17 protein-coding genes and 4 pseudogenes are annotated in these 16,430 nt (G+C 59.6%); 10 read left to right on the top strand and 11 right to left on the bottom strand.

From position 1 onward, the window contains the following. Positions 1 to 178: 178 nt before the first annotated feature. Entirely contained in the window at positions 179 to 601 is a 423-nt protein-coding gene (locus NKH43_RS30005; RefSeq protein ID WP_352480554.1) for a type II toxin-antitoxin system VapC family toxin, read from the bottom strand. After that, a complete protein-coding gene (locus NKH43_RS30000; RefSeq protein WP_023679089.1) occupies positions 598 to 864 on the bottom strand; it encodes a type II toxin-antitoxin system prevent-host-death family antitoxin in 267 nt (88 codons plus the stop codon). Before NKH43_RS30000 ends, NKH43_RS30005 begins: the two co-directional genes overlap by 4 nt. A gap of 387 nt (positions 865 to 1,251) precedes the next feature. Between NKH43_RS30000 and tyrS the strand changes: the two genes are divergently transcribed. Further along, positions 1,252 to 2,511, top strand: a complete 1,260-nt coding sequence (tyrS, locus tag NKH43_RS29995; protein WP_352610115.1) for a tyrosine--tRNA ligase — start codon at positions 1,252 to 1,254, stop codon at positions 2,509 to 2,511. 50 nt (positions 2,512 to 2,561) lie between these two features. Here the strand turns inward: tyrS and NKH43_RS29990 are convergent. Continuing rightward, positions 2,562 to 2,939 (bottom strand): annotated as a pseudogene (locus NKH43_RS29990) (IS30 family transposase); the annotation flags it as partial. Between the two features lie 5 nt (positions 2,940 to 2,944). Between NKH43_RS29990 and NKH43_RS29985 the strand changes: the two are divergent. Next, a pseudogene (locus NKH43_RS29985) lies at positions 2,945 to 3,262 on the top strand (integrase core domain-containing protein); the annotation flags it as partial. Between the two features lie 977 nt (positions 3,263 to 4,239). Here the strand turns inward: NKH43_RS29985 and NKH43_RS29975 are convergent. From NKH43_RS29975 to NKH43_RS29965, 3 genes and pseudogenes are all read right to left on the bottom strand, one after another. Further along, a pseudogene (locus tag NKH43_RS29975) lies at positions 4,240 to 4,552 on the bottom strand (Tn3 family transposase); the annotation flags it as partial. 78 nt (positions 4,553 to 4,630) lie between these two features. Then, positions 4,631 to 5,785: an ISNCY family transposase gene (locus NKH43_RS29970; protein ID WP_352517481.1), complete on the bottom strand. Its 1,155-nt coding sequence runs from the start codon at positions 5,783 to 5,785 to the stop codon at positions 4,631 to 4,633. Positions 5,786 to 5,985: 200 nt separating this feature from the next. Next, positions 5,986 to 6,201, bottom strand: a pseudogene (locus tag NKH43_RS29965) (leucine zipper domain-containing protein); the annotation flags it as partial. 140 nt (positions 6,202 to 6,341) lie between these two features. Between NKH43_RS29965 and NKH43_RS29960 the strand changes: the two are divergent. Together NKH43_RS29960 and NKH43_RS29955 are read left to right on the top strand one after the other, a co-directional pair. Next, positions 6,342 to 7,331, top strand: a complete 990-nt coding sequence (locus tag NKH43_RS29960; protein WP_352861195.1) for a tannase/feruloyl esterase family alpha/beta hydrolase — start codon at positions 6,342 to 6,344, stop codon at positions 7,329 to 7,331. After that, positions 7,271 to 7,999, top strand: coding sequence for a tannase/feruloyl esterase family alpha/beta hydrolase (locus tag NKH43_RS29955; protein WP_352861202.1), 729 nt, complete (start codon positions 7,271 to 7,273; stop codon positions 7,997 to 7,999). The genes NKH43_RS29960 and NKH43_RS29955 overlap by 61 nt, the downstream gene beginning before the upstream one ends. A 254-nt stretch (positions 8,000 to 8,253) precedes the next feature. Here NKH43_RS29955 and NKH43_RS29950 read toward each other — a convergent pair whose 3' ends face one another. Genes NKH43_RS29950 through NKH43_RS29940 form a run of 3 tightly spaced genes read right to left on the bottom strand, consistent with a single transcriptional unit; the run spans position 8,254 to position 10,027 of the window. Further along, positions 8,254 to 9,387 carry a site-specific integrase gene (locus tag NKH43_RS29950; RefSeq protein WP_352861193.1) on the bottom strand — a complete coding sequence of 378 codons (1,134 nt, stop codon included), beginning with the start codon at positions 9,385 to 9,387 and terminating at the stop codon, positions 8,254 to 8,256. Further along, positions 9,384 to 9,770, bottom strand: a complete 387-nt coding sequence (locus NKH43_RS29945; protein ID WP_352453724.1) for a type II toxin-antitoxin system VapC family toxin — start codon at positions 9,768 to 9,770, stop codon at positions 9,384 to 9,386. The genes NKH43_RS29950 and NKH43_RS29945 overlap by 4 nt, the downstream gene beginning before the upstream one ends. Continuing rightward, the gene (locus NKH43_RS29940; protein WP_352492342.1) at positions 9,770 to 10,027 is read right to left on the bottom strand and encodes a type II toxin-antitoxin system VapB family antitoxin; all 258 of its coding nucleotides are present in this window, start codon (positions 10,025 to 10,027) and stop codon (positions 9,770 to 9,772) included. Before NKH43_RS29940 ends, NKH43_RS29945 begins: the two co-directional genes overlap by 1 nt. 168 nt (positions 10,028 to 10,195) lie before the next feature. On the opposite strand from NKH43_RS29940, the gene NKH43_RS29935 reads away from it, so the two are divergent. Both NKH43_RS29935 and scpB read left to right on the top strand, forming a co-directional pair. Further along, positions 10,196 to 11,215, top strand: a complete 1,020-nt coding sequence (locus NKH43_RS29935) for a DUF1403 family protein (protein ID WP_352861200.1) — start codon at positions 10,196 to 10,198, stop codon at positions 11,213 to 11,215. 5 nt (positions 11,216 to 11,220) lie between these two features. Next, positions 11,221 to 11,901 carry an SMC-Scp complex subunit ScpB gene (gene scpB / locus NKH43_RS29930; RefSeq protein WP_352861191.1) on the top strand — a complete coding sequence of 227 codons (681 nt, stop codon included), beginning with the start codon at positions 11,221 to 11,223 and terminating at the stop codon, positions 11,899 to 11,901. Positions 11,902 to 12,082: 181 nt separating this feature from the next. On the opposite strand, the gene NKH43_RS29925 is transcribed toward scpB, so the two are convergent. Continuing rightward, positions 12,083 to 12,964 (bottom strand): ImmA/IrrE family metallo-endopeptidase, encoded by an 882-nt coding sequence (locus NKH43_RS29925; protein ID WP_352861190.1) that lies wholly within the window; start codon positions 12,962 to 12,964, stop codon positions 12,083 to 12,085. Between the two features lie 9 nt (positions 12,965 to 12,973). Continuing rightward, positions 12,974 to 13,288, bottom strand: a complete 315-nt coding sequence (locus NKH43_RS29920) for a helix-turn-helix domain-containing protein (protein WP_352861188.1) — start codon at positions 13,286 to 13,288, stop codon at positions 12,974 to 12,976. A gap of 131 nt (positions 13,289 to 13,419) precedes the next feature. On the opposite strand from NKH43_RS29920, the gene NKH43_RS29915 reads away from it, so the two are divergent. Genes NKH43_RS29915 through NKH43_RS29900 form a run of 4 tightly spaced genes read left to right on the top strand, consistent with a single transcriptional unit; the run spans position 13,420 to position 16,320 of the window. Then, entirely contained in the window at positions 13,420 to 13,644 is a 225-nt protein-coding gene (locus tag NKH43_RS29915) for a DUF2188 domain-containing protein (protein ID WP_084791880.1), read from the top strand. Positions 13,645 to 13,646: 2 nt separating this feature from the next. Then, entirely contained in the window at positions 13,647 to 14,660 is a 1,014-nt protein-coding gene (locus NKH43_RS29910; RefSeq protein ID WP_352861186.1) for a CBASS cGAMP-activated phospholipase, read from the top strand. Further along, positions 14,657 to 15,856, top strand: a complete 1,200-nt coding sequence (locus tag NKH43_RS29905; RefSeq protein ID WP_352861184.1) for a nucleotidyltransferase domain-containing protein — start codon at positions 14,657 to 14,659, stop codon at positions 15,854 to 15,856. Before NKH43_RS29910 ends, NKH43_RS29905 begins: the two co-directional genes overlap by 4 nt. Continuing rightward, positions 15,856 to 16,320 carry a type II CBASS E2 protein gene (locus NKH43_RS29900; RefSeq protein WP_352818760.1) on the top strand — a complete coding sequence of 155 codons (465 nt, stop codon included), beginning with the start codon at positions 15,856 to 15,858 and terminating at the stop codon, positions 16,318 to 16,320. The genes NKH43_RS29905 and NKH43_RS29900 overlap by 1 nt, the downstream gene beginning before the upstream one ends. The last annotated feature ends 110 nt before the right edge of the window (positions 16,321 to 16,430 follow it).

Genomic DNA, 16,430 nt, shown 5'->3' with positions numbered 1-16,430 from the left:
GCGCCCGTCGCTTCACCCGCCCAGCAGGGCACAACCCACGCCGGAAACGAACTCAAAACTGGATAGAAACTGGGGGCAACGTCACTCTGTCACAACATTTCAGCAAAGGGTATGAGAGCAAACCCACACTTCTTTTTCGAAATTCGCTTCGAGCATTCGGGATGAGGTGCTGGGCGATTCACGCAGTCCACGGATCGAAGAGCTCTATTCCGAAGCCTTCGAAATCCTTCATATTACGCGTTGCCAGAGTGAGCTCCTGGGCAATCGCTGTGGCTGCGATCAATCCGTCCATTGACGTCAGCCCGCGGCCGCGGCGCTTCGCAAGACCCATCAGATCGCCCCAGGCCAGAGCAACCGGCTCGTCGACGGGGAGGACTCTCTGCTCGAAACGCTGAGGCAGGTCTCGGGCAAGCCATTCGGCCAGCGCCTCACGCTTCCGACCCTCGCCCATGAGAGCAACGCCGCGCCGGATTTCCGCGATCGACACCACGCTGATGAACGAGCGATCCTCGTCGAGCTTGTCCAGCCATTCCAGAACGCGTGCGTCCGGCGCCGGCCTTGTCACCTCGGACAGGACATTCGTGTCCAGCAGTAGCCTCACAGCGGCAGATCACGCGGTTCATCGCGTTGACGCTCAAGGTCGAGTTCCGCGCCGCGTAGCGGCGACTCCAGCAGAAACTCCGCAAGCGTACCCTTGCGCACCGTCTTGCGTTGCCATTCCTCGGCGGAGACGACAACGACGCTTGGCCTACCGTTGCGCGTGATCGTTTGCGGCGCCGCCTGCGCACGCTCGATGACTTCCGACAGCCGCGCCTTGGCCCGAGCGACGGTCCAGTTGGCATCCTCTTTTGGAGCAGACTGCATTCTGGCCTCCGTGACCATTGTGACTACGGTGACTATATAAAAATGCATAGTGACCGCAACAGGGGAGGGGGACTTTTTTCTAGAGCCCGGACGCCTTGGTGAGATGTTGTCGCAAAAGTTGAGTTCTGCGACGGTGCAAAAGTCAGTTGCAAAATCGTCGCGACAAAGGCTCGGCAGCTCCCCGAAGTAGCCATTTCAGATTGCTTGCAGGTGCGGATAAAGTCCTTTATGCATCGGCACATGATCAAGTCCGCGCCCATCGCTGCAATCTATTATGCGACGCTTCCATAAGGAGCGGCGCGTTTCGATCATGCCTTGAAACAAGCCGCCGTCAGGCGGCTTGTTCATTGAGAGGACCCCCTGGCGGCAATACCAGGAGGATTCCCTATGGCACTTCCCGATTTATCAACCGGTCATTCCGAACCATGTTCGGCCGCTTTGAAGACGCTCATTGAGCGCGGCTATGTAAATCAAGGGACCGACCTGCCGGGTGTCGATGCCGCCTTTGAAGCAGGCGTCGTACCCGCTTACGCTGGTTTCGATGCGACGGCTGACAGTCTTCATGTCGGCCATCTTCTTCTGATCATGGCGCTTCGTCATCTTCAGCAGACTGGCCATAAACCCATCGTTCTCATTGGGGGTGGGACCACCCGCATCGGCGATCCCAGCTTCCGTTCGGAGGCGCGGCCGATGCTGACGGACGACCGGATCGCCGCCAACATTGAAGGGATCAGAAAGGTCTTTGACCGTCTCCTTGTCTTCGGAGACGGCCCGACGGATGCCGTGATGGTGAACAATGCCGACTGGCTGGACAGCATTCGTTGGATCGACATGCTGAGAGACGTCGGCAGGCATTTCTCCGTCAATCGGATGCTCTCTTTCGACAGTGTGAAGTCGCGGCTGGAAAAGCAGGAGAACCTGAGCTTCTTAGAATTCAACTACATGATCCTCCAAGCGTTCGACTTCCTTGAGCTATCCCGCCGGACCGGTTGCCGTCTGCAGATGGGTGGAGCCGACCAGTGGGGGAACATCATCAATGGCATCGACTTGATACGGCGGACGGATGGAAAGGAAGTCTTCGGAGTGACTACGCCGCTTCTGACGACTTCTTCAGGTGTCAAGATGGGTAAGACGGCTGCCGGAGCTGTGTGGCTCAACGAAGATCGCCTTTCGCCATACGATTACTGGCAATTCTGGCGTAACACGGAAGACGCTGATGTCGTTCGGTTCCTGAAGCTTTTCACCGATCTGCCGATGGACGAGATCGAGCGATTTGGACAGGCTGAAGGAACCGAGCTAAACGCCGTCAAAGAACGTCTGGCCAACGAAGCTACGGCCCTGGCACATGGAACTAACGCCGCCAAACAGGCGGAGGCCACGGCTAGCCAAGCATTTGGGCAGGGCGAAGCCGCAGAGGGGCTACCGACGCTTCATCTAAATGACGCCGAGGGCTTGGCCGGAGTAGCCCTTGTGGATTTGCTGGTACGCGCCGGATTGACCTCCTCCAAAGGGGAAGCGCGAAGGGCGATCTCGGGACGAGGTGTGCGGATCAACGGCAACGTCGTCGAGATTGATACAATGATATCGTCCCAAGACCTCCCGATCCGGCTTTCGCTCGGCCGGAAGCGCCACACTGTTGTAAAGTAGGGTTTCAGCAAATGCTGTCGCAGAAATTCTGCCCGCTTAGCGGGGTGGGTTCAACTGATCCCTGCAACACACTCCGCGAACTTTTCAGCTGGGGTTTGATAAAGCAAGGTCTTTCGCGGCCTCTCATTGAGCTGCCGTGCGATCGCGCTGAGCTTAGTCTGGCTGTGCAGGGATAGATCGGTTCCGCGCGGCAGATATTGGCGCAGTAATCGGTTGGTGTTTTCGTTGGAGCCGCGCTGCCACGGCGACCGCGGATCACAGAAGTAGACCTCGACGTCGGAGGCCAAGGTCAGGCGCTGGTGATCGGCGAGCTCTTTACCTCGGTCCCAGGTCAACGACTGGTACAGTTCGCCGGGGAGTTTCCGTGCCTGTTTGATCAGTGCCGAGACGACGCTTTCGGTATCCTTGTTGGCGACCTTGACCAGCATCCCTTCAGCACATCTTCGACGGCATCTGCGACGAACATGGCATCGAGCACCGGCTCACAAAGATCAACCATCCCTGGGCGAACGGCCAGGTCGAGCGGATGAATCGGACCATCAAGGACGCCACCGTCAAGCGCTTCCACTATGACGATCACGATCAACTGCGCCGGCATCTCGCCGACTTCATCTTAGCTTACAATTTCGCGCGCCGGCTTAAGACCTTCAAGGGCCTAACACCCTACGAGTTCATCTGCAAAATCTGGGCAAAAGAGCCCGAACGGTTCCGACTCGATCCCACCCATCAAATGCCGGGACTAAACACCTAGCCTCCACCTTCGTTGCTTCATTGCTAATGAGCTTAGCAGGTGTTCGATGGTAAGCTCGCTGGTTTCTGCGGGTATCGCCCCGAGCGGCTTGAACGCACACGCCACAGAGCAGAGATCGGTCCATTTTGTTACGAACGAACATCTTGCTTCCGGTAGAGCTTTCTCGAACCAAGGTCCGAAAAGGGTCGCGAGCTGTCCGGTTCCCATCTGTCTCAGTAGGGTGGACAACCGACATGCAGCGGTTACCCGCCCATGCTCGTGTGTTGTTGGTTTGAAGGCTGAGGGTCTGTCACTATCCACTTTCCAATCATACGAATCGGATCACTGTCTTCGTGGTCGATATGGCAGGGCTGCTCGTGTCGTCCTGCACACTCGCGATCGTTCCCAACTTGTCCCGGGGAGCCCGTCTTTACGGGGTAATCGAAAACGTCGTGACAGATGCCAACCATCGCCGGACTGGGCTACTGGGCTGGGCCGCGCCGTCCTTCATGCCGCGCTCGACAAAGCATGGAACGCCGATTGCTACAAGGTTCTGTTGGCGACTGGATCTCGGAGGGAGTCCACTCTGCGCTTCTATGAAGGTGCAGGGTTCCAGCAAGGCGGAAAACTTACTTCGAAATTCGCCGCTTGGAGGACGCTTTGGGTCGATTTTCCACCTTCCCTGACGGCCCGGAGGGGTGGGAATCGGCCGCTCGCGTCGTCCCGGCTGCCTAGCGTGGCGGATGAATTAACAGCCAGCGATTTGGCTCTTGCTCGACGAACTCTTTCTGGACGTGCCTGAGCACGTTCCGCTGCCCGGCAAACGGAACCATGTTGACCGCTTGATCGAAGGGGACCCACTGAAACTCGCTGTGTTCGGCATTCAGTCGCACCGTCTCTGTCGACCCCGCGAAACCCACGAAAACCGGCAGGAGGCTAATGGCGTCGCGGTCCGCTTCATAGAATTGCTCGCATATGTCGGCCGAATAGAGCCTCTGCAGCGTCAAGCCCGTTTCCTCCTTATTCTCTCGCCAGGTCTTCCTTACGATCCGGTCATGGGTCTCGACCACGGCATCGGCGACCGCCGCCTCCCATTCCACGGCGCAAACGGCAAGGATCGCCCAGCGTCGATCCGAGCTGATATCGCGCAAGCCATCGGTGAACATAGCGCTCACCCTGCCGACGCAGGCGAGCGATGCGGTGTTGCGGATGCCGGCGAGCACTTGCGGATCAAGACCCACCGCGCAGGAACTCCAGTCGGTCAAGCAGCCGGTTTGCCGCCGCGGAATTGTTGCCGAGCTCGAACTGTCGGTAGCTTTTCAAGTTGTCCGGTTTTGTAGCACATCAGATGTCCGCTTCTGTTTGTTGCAGGAGGTGCGTCGAAGCGGTTCACGCCGCACTCCTGATCTCGGTTTTCTGCCCGCGCAACGACCCGTCCGCATGGTAGCGGGCGATCGACCGTGGCCCGTGGAAGACGGCCAGCGTGCCGTCGGGATATTGGCGCACCTTGACCTTGGCCTTGACGAAGTGATGACGGATCGGGCTTGGCGGCAGCTGCAGCCTGAGCCGTCCGAAGACAATGGTGTTGTCGCGGCCGACCACGCGCTCCTCCTCGATGCACAGGATCTCGGCGAGCTGGTCCGGATCGGCGGCGACGAAGGCGCTGTCGGCGATCTCGGGCGGCTTCGAAAAGCGGGCATTGTGAGCCGCCAGGTAGACCTCGGCGATGAAGCGGTTGGCCGCTTCGATGTCTGTGATCCCGGCCAGTGCAAGTTCCTTCGGCAGTCGTTCCTGCAACGTCGAGAAGGTGCGCTCCGAGCGTCCGCGCGCCTCGGGCGAATAGGCCGGTATATGCTCGACGCCGAGCCGCACTAGCGCCCGACCGACTTGGGTGAGCCGCTCCTTGTCGACCTTTTCCCCGGCCTTGGGCGTGTGGAAATAGTGGCTGCCGCGGTCGCTGTAGAGGCTCGACGCCAGACCCTTGGCCGCAAACGTCTCCAACAGGCCTTGGAAGCTTGAGGCCGTGCCTTCCTCCTCGACCAGGAAGGCCGAATAGAGCGTGCTCGTCGCATCGTCCATCGTCACGATCAGGTCGAGCGGCGGCTCACCCGTCAACCACTCGTGCCGGCTGCCGTCCTGATGCAGCATCATGCCCTCGCACGGCTTTCTGGGCCGCTTGCGCCGATGCGCCCCGCGCCGCTTGGCCCGCTCCACCAGACCGGCTGCGTGCAACTGCGCCTTCGTCCAGGTGTAGCTCCAGCAGAAATTGTGGTCGCGAACCAGGTGCTCGTGGAAGTGCTTCACGTTCCAGCCAAAATACCGCTCCCGGTAAAGCAACAGCATCTCCTCCACCGCATCGCACGGCGCCCGTCGCGGCGAGGCCTTGCCCAGCCGACGGTCGATAAGGCCGGCGACACCCTCTTCCTCGTAGCGGTCGCGATAGCGCCGGAACTGACGCTCCGACATCCCAAGCAACTCACCAGCCTCCAGCATCGACAGATCACCTCGATCCCACCGGCTCAATACGTCGCGAAACTTCTGCATCCTGCGGTCCTGTAGCCATGCTGCCCGTCTCATCCCCAGCCTCCGTTCGCTGAAGATCAAACCGGACAACTCGTCTGCTACCTAACCCGGACAACTCATCTGCTTACGACAGTTGCCGAGCTCGAACTTGCGAAGCAAGATGAAGCGGCTTATGTTACCGGCCAACATTTCGGTCAGAAGCCCATCCAACCGCTCGCGCGCACCAGCGTCGGCCGGCGCAGCCGATGAGGGCGAGATGAGCGATCCCGCAATCCTGGCATTTCCTCGGCGCGATACCGGTCGAGCCATTTGCGAACCGTCCGCGGGCAGACGCCTGCGGCTTTGGCGACGGCCTCAGGCGTCTGTCCGCTCTCGACCTGCATTACAATTCGCTCTCGACCGAGCGGCGTCAGACGGGTACTCTTATGGATGTTCATCCGGTCCCACTGGAATCACTGAAGCTTCGACAACCTCAGCTTTCCCGGTTCGGACCGGATGGATAACCTTCTGAAAGCTCACAACTAGCTACCAATGCGATCAGCTTTCGGGCTATCGGGGGCATCCAGGGAGGATGGGTATGTTCTTGGCTAACGGGCTCAAGCTGCGGGACCGCGGGTGCACCCTGGCACTGATTTTGGCGATCATATGTGTATGTGCGCCTGCACTGGCGGCAAACGCGTCGGATCAGGCGTGCCGGTCCATCGCCAAGCTCACAATTCCAAGCGTGATCTTTACCGAGGCTAGCCTTCAAAAGCCGCAGGAGATCCCCGCAGATCCCTTCACTGCATTCACCGGCGCCTCGCCTCAGGCGGTAAAAGTGGGCGGGCACTGCCTTGTCCGAGGTGTTATCGGGAAACGCCAGGGGGTCGATGGTCAATCATATGGCACCCGGTTTGAGGTGCGTCTTCCGACGACCTGGAACGACATGTTCCTTTTCCAGGGCGGCGGCGCAGTTGATGGCTTCCTGGCGCCGGCCGTCGGGACCATTCCTTGCCGGAACTCGACCGCGGCTCCCGGGCTCTTGCGCGGCTACGCTGTTGTAAGCATGGATGGCGGGCACCCAAGCCCCGATCCGGCTTTCGGGGTCGATCAAGCCGCACGCATTGATTTTGCGTACGCCTCCATTGGCAAAGTCACTTCGGTCTCGAAGCAGGTGGTGGCCAAGTTCTATGGGGCGGCTCCGAAAAAGTCGGTGTTCATGGGATGCTCGAATGGCGGTCGTGAGGCGTTGATAGCGGCTCAGCGATATCCGCTCGAGTTCGACGGGATTGTTGCAGGTAGCCCGGGTTTTCGTCTCAGTGCCGCCAACATTGCCCAAGCCTGGGATACTCGCGAGTACATGAGCATCGCTCCCAAGGATGAGGCCGGCCATCCCATTCTATCCCGCGCCTTCTCCCAGCAGGATCTGAACCTCGTCGCCAACGCGGTTCTCGCTGCCTGTGATGCCCGCGATGGCATTGAGGATGGCCCAACGCCTGGCAGCAGTGCCGGTTCGACCCAAAGGTCCTGTCCTGCCAAGGCGATAAGACGGACAGCTGCCTCACGGCTGGTCAAGTGCAGGCCATGAGCCGCGCGTTCGCGGGTCCGGAAAGCTCCGATGGCGAAAAGCTTTACAGCGATTGGCCATATGATACGGGCGTTGCGGGCGCGGACTGGAGAATGTGGAAGCTGGGCAAATCCCCCACTTCCCAGTCGGATGCAAACAACATCGTTCTGGGAGCCCGCTCGCTTCAATACTACTTCATGACGCCCCCGGCGCCGAATTTTGACCCCCTGAAGTTCGACTTCGACAAGGATCCGGCACGCGTTGCGGATACGGCCAAGCTCAATGATGCGACCGGCACGTATCTCGCCAGCTTCGCTGCCCACGGTGGAAAGCTGCTCTTGTTTCAGGGACTTTCCGATCCGGTCTTCTCGGCCAACGATCTGGTGCGCTGGTACAAGCAAGTCGTCGAGGTCACAGGCGGCGGCGATTTGGAAGCGACTCGCCGTTTCGTGCGCATGTTCATAATCCCGGGGATGACCCACTGCGGCGATGGCCAAGCCTTCGACGACTTTGATCCTTTGGCCGCCATCGAGGGCTGGATAAACCAAGACAAGGCTCCGGACTCTCTCGCGGCTGGCAGCAAGGCATTCCCTGGCAAGCACCAGCCGATCTGCGCTTATCCCACTCAAGCTGCCTATGACGGTAAGGGAAATCCCGATGAGATCGCGAGCTATTCGTGTCGGGGATAAGAGACCTCGTCATTTGTTCGCTTCAATCTGCGCGCATTCCCGGAACAGGTCTCCCGGACCAAGGATCGGTTGGAAAAGCTAAACCCGGAATTTGTGGGCCGTGCCATAACGCAGTTGATGATCATGCCTGACTACGAAGCGTCGGCCGCCGATAGTCTGGATACAGCGCTCGCTGTGCTCGATGAGGTATTGTTATCGCCTGAGATCTGACCGCCTCATCCCAGCGGACAAAACGGGGCAGGGGAGGGGGCTTTTCAGAGCCCGGACGCCTTGGTGAGATTGACGCGGAAACGATCGCGCCGGCGCTGATACTTTCGAGTCATCTCGGCCGAGGCGTGACCGAGCTGTTTTTGCACATAGCGTTCGTCGACCTCGGCCGACGAGGCGAGGCCGGCCCGCAGGGAGTGGCCGGCGAATTTCTTGGCCCGTTCGCCCTCCGACAGATCGCCGCGCACGCCGGCGGCGAGCGCCGTGCGCTTGACCAGGCGTGCGACCTCCTGGTCGTTCAAGCGATCGGCACCGACGGCTCTGCCTTGACCAGCAACGCGCCGGAACAGAGGTCCGTGCGCAATGTGCGCCAGTCTTAGCCAGGTCTGCAGAGCGGCCACCGGGCAGGTGGCGTCGGAGGAGCCGCGGCCGATTTCGACCTCGCGCCAGCCGGTTTTGCCGCGCAATGTGACAAGCAGACCCTTCTCGGCAAAAATCTCGACCCAGCCGCGTCCGTCCTCGGTCTGATCCCTGCCGGCGTCGAGGCCGACTATTTCGGATCGGCGAAGGCCGCCGGCGAAACCCAGAAGCAGCATGGCGCGGTCGCGCAGACCACGCAGCGTGCCGCGGTCGAGGGTCTCGAGCATGGCGATCAGATCCTCGGGCAGGATCGCTTCCTTCTGCCGGGGAGGGGAGGCGTGGGTGTTGCGGATGCCGGCCATCACCGTGGCGATATGCCGGTCCTTGCGGTCGAGCGGTTCGCCGCGCTGGGCAAAATTCCAGGAGAGCGACGAAAGCCGGCGCTCGATGGTTGAAACGGTGTTGGGCTTTTTGTCGCCAGTGGCCGTACCTGACGCGCAGGCGGCGATATAGAGTCCGACGACCTGAGGATCGGGCGGGAACATCTCGATGCCTTGGCGCCGGCACCAGCTCGAAAAATGCTTCCAGTCGGCTGCGTAGGCGCGGCGCGTGTTGGCTGAACTCGCCGCCTCGATATAGTCGCGCGCGCGGCCGGCGAGCGCCTCAAGATGCGCAGGCAGGCTGGGATTGGCAATGGCTGGAAGGGGAGGGGACGAGGCTAGGTCGGCATCGCCCATCTCCATGACGACGTCGATGATGTCGGGCATGTCGTCATCGCCGGAAGCAGCCGATGATCGTTGCGCGTCGCCAGCCATGCTCATGCCGCTTCGATATCCGTTTGGGAGAAGTCCTTGCCGACGAAAAGCAGCGGTTCATCTGCACGCTTTGCCAAAGCATAGGAGAGGCAATCGGCAAAATTCAGCGCCGCCGGGTGGTGGCCCTTGCCGTAGGTCAGCCAACCCTGGGTCGCTAGGTCAACCAATTCGGAGTCGACAGGAATGATGTCGGCCTCGATTTTGCGCAGCCAAAGATCGATCTCGGCCAATGCGTGTTCGCCGCGCCTGCTGACCAGCACCATGCGTGCCTCGAGCACGCAGGTTGCCGGGATCAGACGGATTGGGTCGGAGACCAGCGCTCGTTCCAGCCTTGCTGCCTCAGGCTCGCTCCGAAGGATCGCTACAACGGCTGAGGTATCGATCACCATCAGTTAGGGATTCCATGCTCGTCATACCCGATGATCTCCTCGTCGCTGCGACCATCCAGTTCAGGCAATCGTGCCACTCTTTCTCGGATGGCGCGCAATTCTGCCAGCAGACGCTCCTGAGCGGTCTCTCCAAAGCCCAAGCGATGCAGCCGCTCGCTCAGGGCCTGATGAATGGCTGCTGTCTTGCTGATACCCTGGCGGCGTGCGAGTTCATCGGCGAGAGCAACGGTGGCTGGATTTTTGATGTTTAGGGACACGAAAGACTCCAAAAGTCTACCTTTCAGGCGTATTCTACCATGGTCCCCCAGCCTCGTAAACAACGAATGATAATGCAACATTATCGTTCATTATGTAAGCATGACAGGCACAGCGCTTTTTGTCCGTTCCGGTTGCCAAAAGCGCCGCCATGATTCATCGTGTTTGCGATGATTCTGCGCCCCAAACCCTCTCCGCGCCACCACGCCACGCTTGCCGGTGCCCCTTTGACTGCGCCGATCGCAACGGTGCCGGCCTGGCTGCGCCGCGCCATCCCGGACGCGCAAAGCCTTGCGAGAAAAGAAGTTGAGGACGTCGCGCTCACTGCCGGCGCCGCCATCGGCGCGCTCGACGCGGTGGTCCGCCGGCAGGAGCGATGGGCCGGCGCCTGGCGGCAGCGGCTGGCGCTTGGGGCGGCGGCGATGACGGCAAAGCAGGCCGGCCGCGTCGAGGACGAAGCGGCCTTGCGCGATGCCGTATTGTTCACAAGACCGGGCGACAATGTCGGTCCCGCCGGCCTTTTCCTTCTTGCTTGGCGGCGGCTGGCATCTCGGCCAGCAGACGATCTGCTGACGGAGAAAAATGTCGCGGCGGTGCTGGAAGATCTAGGTCTCACGCTCAACGATGAGGCGGTCAGCGATCTGACGGACGATCTGCGACAGCTTGCCGCCAACACCGGCACGGTCGAAACGCTGGTCGGGGCCTTCACGGCCGCGGAGCGTTGCGGCTTCCGGCGCGTTCTCGGAGCCTGGCTTGCCGATGTCTTGCTCGCGCAGCGGCTAGGCTGGACACATGCAATCCCTTTGTTGGGCGCCGAAGCGACCTTAGTTGTGGGTACGGGCCGGGCGCGTCGACCAGTGACTGCCGCTCTGGCTGCCGGCGCCGAAACGGAAGCGGGTTGGGCCAAAAGCCTGCTGGCCGCGCAGGCGCGCGCTGCGCTGCGCGCCATTGATCTTTTCGCCGAACTCGAGCGCCGCGCGGACCGGCTGCTTGCGGTTGCGCCGCAACTCAGGGCCAAGGCGGCGGACGTCGTCGTGGAAAAGCTGCTCTCTGACGACGCGATCGTCGCCTCGGAACAAATCGCCGGCATGAGCGATCGCGGCCTGCGCCGCCTGTTCGACCGGCTGGTCGAGCTCGGTGCCGTGCGTGAATTGTCCGGCCGCGCCACCTTCCGCATCTACGGGCTGTGAAGACAATGGCGGAGAGTGCACGTAGGCGAGGAGGGAGCCGGCCAGATGACCGTCGATCAGCTGACCAGCTGTTTGACCGGGAACTGGATCATCTGCCGCCGGAAGCGCGTTGGCGTGAATGGATGCACCGGGTCGAAGCAACGATCTTCGCCGCTAGCGAGCCGGTCGACCGCGAAATGCTCGCCCGCATCGTCGGGAAAAGCTGCAGCATTGATCTTCTCATCGACGACATCCGCGAGGAGCTGCGCGGCCGCCCTTACGATCTGGTTTCGGTCGCCGGCGGCTGGAAACATTTGACCCGGCCTGCCTATGCAGACGCCATCCGCGCTGCTGTAGGTGGAAGTGGGAAGACGTCCGACCTTACGCAGTCGGAGGTTTTGGTGCTGATGTGCATCGGCTACTTCCAGCCGATCACCCGTGCCGAACTGTCGTCTTTCTTCGGCAAGGAGATCAGTCGCGATTTTATTGGTCATCTGCGCGGTGCCGGCCTGATCGCTTCCGGTCCGCGCAGCCCAACGCCGGGCGCGCCCTACACCTATGTGACGACAAAAGAATTCCTGCTGGAGTTCGGGCTCGACACGCTGCGCGACCTGCCGGATTTCGAGGCACTCGAGGATGCTGGTCTACTGTCGAAGGAGAAGTTGCTGGCGGGCGCCATCATGCCCGACTTTTCCGCCGGACAATAGGGTATCGGAGAAGAGGCGGGCGAATAACCGCGCTGCGTTTGCCTATACCTGATTAATAGATGAATCGCGCGATCTGCCGTGGGGATCCGGCAGACTCGGCCCAGATCATGTGCTGCTCGTAGTCATTACACATACAAAGCGCTGGACTTGCGCGACCCGCGCCAAACGATAGCTCGTTCGATCATCGCTTGTAGGCGAACCGAGGGGTCCAGCTCTCTTCGAGGACAGCATCCTCGTCCTCCTCTTCGCCGGGATCATCCGGCAAGAGTTCGCTGCTGAGCACCGTTAGAGTGTAGCCATATTTTCCAAGCCCGATGACTTCTTCATCAAGGGTCAATCGCCTCGGGCAATCGAACCAATCCTTGAGGTTTGTCTCTGCATTGGCACGCCGCGCATGCAGGACATTTGCGGGGCTCCTATTGAAGCGCAATGTCTCGCTGTCGGGCAAAGGCATCCCTTTTCGCAAGAAGGAAAGCTTGTCCAGATCCTTGAAGGTGTTCGACATAAAAGCGTAGGCAATGTGCTCACCCTGCGAGACGATCACTGCGAGCGGATAAGCGCTGCATTCGGCGGCTCGGATTGCGGCAGCGGTGCATGAGCATCCGGCTTCATCCGCCAGCTTCAGAATGCCGTCTAGGCCGACCTGATTATTCGATAGAAATTTCCGTGTCAGCGCCGTCGGCATAAGCAACCCGCTCGCGAAATGATCCGCTTCAAGCTCGATTGACGTATTCTGCGTGAAGTCAGCACGGGACATATGCGCCCCGCCCATCGCTATGATCTCTTCCGGGTGACCTGGTAAAAAATAGTGGCCCAGTTCATGGCCGAGGGAGAAATGTTCGAAACCGGCGTTCTCATACTCATTCGAGTAAATGATGGTCACCTTGTCGTTCGCAAAAATAATCGCGCCCGATACGCCTTTCACGTCGGCAGGCTTGGCCTGCACCGCAATTTCTCTTTGCCGTGCGATGTCGAACGGATCGACCGGAAACTGATGAAAGCCGAACTCGGCGGCGATTTTTTCGCCGAGTTGTGTTGCCATCTTTAGCCGGAAGCCTGCCAAGGGCGGATCCTACTTCTTGTCGCCGATCATCGTGTCGATGATGTTCTGGATAAAATTGCGGTCCTTTGCGGACAACTTTTCTTCGTCGCGGAAGGCCGTTGTGGTCGTCTTGGTGCCGAGCAGATAGTCAGCGGTGACCTTCAGGGCCTTTGCGAGTGCGCGAACATTATCGAAAGATGGCTTGCGCCTGCCCGCCTCGAAGTGGGCTATGGCCGAAGGCTGCATCCCGGCCTCACGGGCAAGCTCGGATTGGCTCAGTCCTCTTTTCTCACGGATGTCACGCAGGCGGGCGGCGAAGGTGGATGGGATGCTTGACTCAGTCATGACAGATCGTATAGACTTCCTTACCTAGATCGTCAGCCCCTAAAGGGACTTTTTTTGGGCTCGGCCTATGACAGAACGTACAGAATCGTATTACTATTTGCGAATCAGGTCAAGGAAAGAAGGAGAGTAGCATGGCTGGTAAAAATCAGCACGTCGTCCCCCATGACAATGCATGGGCTGTCCGGGGAGCCGGGAACCAAAGGGTAACATCCACGCACGGCACCCAGGCGGATGCCGAACGCGCAGCGCGTGAGATCGCAATCAACCAGAAAAGCGAAGTCGTGATCCATCGCCCCAACGGTGAAATTCGCGATCGTAATTCATACGGGAATGACCCGTATCCGCCGAAGGGATGACAATGCCGACGCTGGATGAGAAAACCTCGGAGCCGATCCGCCGGATATTGTGTATCGACGGCGGCGGTATCATGGGGACTCAACCAGCGTCGTTCCTGGCTACGCTGGAAGAAGATATCGGCCGACCAATCGGCGAGTATTTTGATCTCATTGCCGGCACTTCGACCGGTGGCATTCTGGCAATCGGTCTTGCGTTGGGGTTGCCCGCCAAGCGGCTCCTCGATCTCTACGTTCATCGCGGCCCCCATATCTTCGGGCAGGCCGGCGGCTTCATCTGGACCCGCATCGGTGACCTGTTGAGAGAGGTTCGCCACGTCGCCGCGCCAAAGCATGACGCGGAATTGCTGCGCGCCGAGCTAGACGGTGTGCTTGAGGGCAAGCGCATTGGCGATGCAAAGACGCGGCTCTTGGTCCCGGCATGGGATGCCGACCTGCGCAGTGTCTATATCTACAAGACGGCGCATCATCGCCGATTGAAGACGGACTATAAGAAGTCTGCTCTTGATGCGGCGATGGCCACGGCGGCGGCCCCCACCTATTTCAAGCGGCATCGTACTGCAGACGATGTCGGCCTGCTTGACGGCGGCACGTGGTGCAACAACCCGATCGCAATGGCAGTCGTTGAAGCCATCACCTTGCTGGGTTGGCCTTCGACCAGCCTGCGGGTGCTCAGCCTTGGCTGTGTGAATGAAGTTTACATGATCGGAGAGGCGCCCGGCTGGGGCGTCCTTGGTTCTGATGTCATCCGTTTATTTATGGACGGTCAATCGCGCAGTGCCATGGGGATGGCTAAGTTGCTCACGGGTCACGAATATGAGCGCGAGGCGCTGTTTCGATTCTGCCCGGATGTGCCAAAAAAGTTCTTCAAGCTCGATGACACCCGCAAAATTACTCAGTTGAAGGGGATGGGCGCGGCAGCGGCTCGCCGCGACCGGGCGCGCATCGAACCCGTGTTTCTGAGGGAACCGGCAGAGCCGTTTGTGCCATGCTACCAACTGAGCGAGGTGATGAAATGAACGAGCTTGCCAGAAGCCTCGTGCCGCAAAATGTCTTGCTGCGCAAATCCGAGATCTATTCGATATTGGACGAGATCTGTCAGGATCTCGAACTGACCACCGCGCAAATGCAGGCCGCCAAGGCGAGCTATGAGGCGGTCGCAGATTGGTTCTCCTCGTCGGACAATCCTGTTTTGCAGCACATCGATGTTTACCCGCATGGATCGGCGGGGCTTGGCACCTCCGTGAAGCCACTCGGCCGCGAGGATTTTGATGTTGATGTTATCTGCCTTGTTTTCCGATTTGCTTCGGTGCGCCCGCCAGCTGAGCTGAAGAAGATCGTTGGCGACCGGCTTCGCGAAAATGCACGCTATGCCGCTATGCTTGAGGAGAAAAAGCGGTGCTGGCGTCTGAACTACGCCCGCGAATTCCATCTGGATGTTTCACCGACAATTGTGAACGCTAGCTGCAACAATGGCGGCGAGTTGGTACCGGATAAAAGCCTTAGCGAATTCAAGCCCACCAACCCAAAGGGATATCGGGCACTGTTCGAGAAACGCGCCTTAATGCGGCCCCGCCTCAAGGTTCAAAAGGCCATTGCATCTGACCGACAGGCAAATATCGAGCCCTTTCCTGTTCACATGAGGGTCAAGGGCATTTTGCGCCGCACGGTTCAGCTGCTGAAGCGCCACCGCGATATCTATTTCTTCGACATCGAGGCAGACATCGCACCAATCTCCATTGTCATTACGACGCTGGCAGCGCAAGCCTACGAGTGTTGCGTGAACACGTTCACCTTTGACTCCGAACTTGACGTCGTCATCGCTACGATCCGGATGATGCCTCACTTCATCGATCGGCCGTTTGTTAACGGCCAGCGGATGTATGTTGTCGCCAACGAAACGACTATCGGTGAGAATTTTGCCGAGCGCTGGAACAAGGAACCTGCGCGGGCCACGGCTTTTTATGCGTGGCACGCCAAGGCGCTCGCCGACTTCGAGAACCTCGCTGAACTTGAAGGCCTCGATCGTATCACCAAGAAACTCGGCGATTCCTACGGCAAGACCGTCGTGGCGCGCGTCATGGATGCCCGCACGGAACAGATTTCAGGCGCGCGTGCGGCGCAAAAGCTTTTTGTTGCGCCGATGATCGGTCTTACGTTGACCAACAGCGCCGCGGCAACCGCTGTGCCGAAGAACACGTACTTCGGTGACTAATGAGCTGGTCAACCCGTCCTGATCTCACGCCCGCACAGCAATTCTTGTTCCTGCGAGCGAACCCGATTTGTGCGGGCGACGGTGCGTTGAATGCAAAAGGATTGACCTGGGAATATCATGTTCGTCCCACGCCCTTGAGTCGGGAATATCGCGTCCGTCTGAGCTATGAGCGAGGCGGATCAGCGAAGGCTGTCGTGCTGGAACCGGACATTCAGCTTCTTGCTGGCGAGAGGAAATTGCCCCACGTCTACCGTGATCCACTCCGCCTCTGCCTGCACCTGCCCAAAGCGCATGAGTGGGTGGGGTCGATGCGCCTGGACCAGACCTTCATTCCATGGATTGCGACATGGCTATTCTACTTTGAAGAATGGCTGGGTTCTGATGAATGGAAAGGCGGTGGCGAGCACCCCGATCCAGATTCGAGCGAAGTCATCCGTCGGGCCGTTCGCCGGGCAACGCGGTAGCAAGGGGAGAAGGCAAACAAGGCCTCACTTTTCGGTATCAGTGCGCGGTGGCAGGGTACCTGCGCGTGCGTGGCGATGAAGCGCAGCAGCCGGTCGACGGGCTCTCAACT

The sequence above is a fragment of the Mesorhizobium sp. M1163 genome (assembly GCF_040318415.1).
Lineage (GTDB): Bacteria > Pseudomonadota > Alphaproteobacteria > Rhizobiales > Rhizobiaceae > Mesorhizobium.
This window is presented reverse-complemented; position numbering and strand designations above follow the sequence as displayed.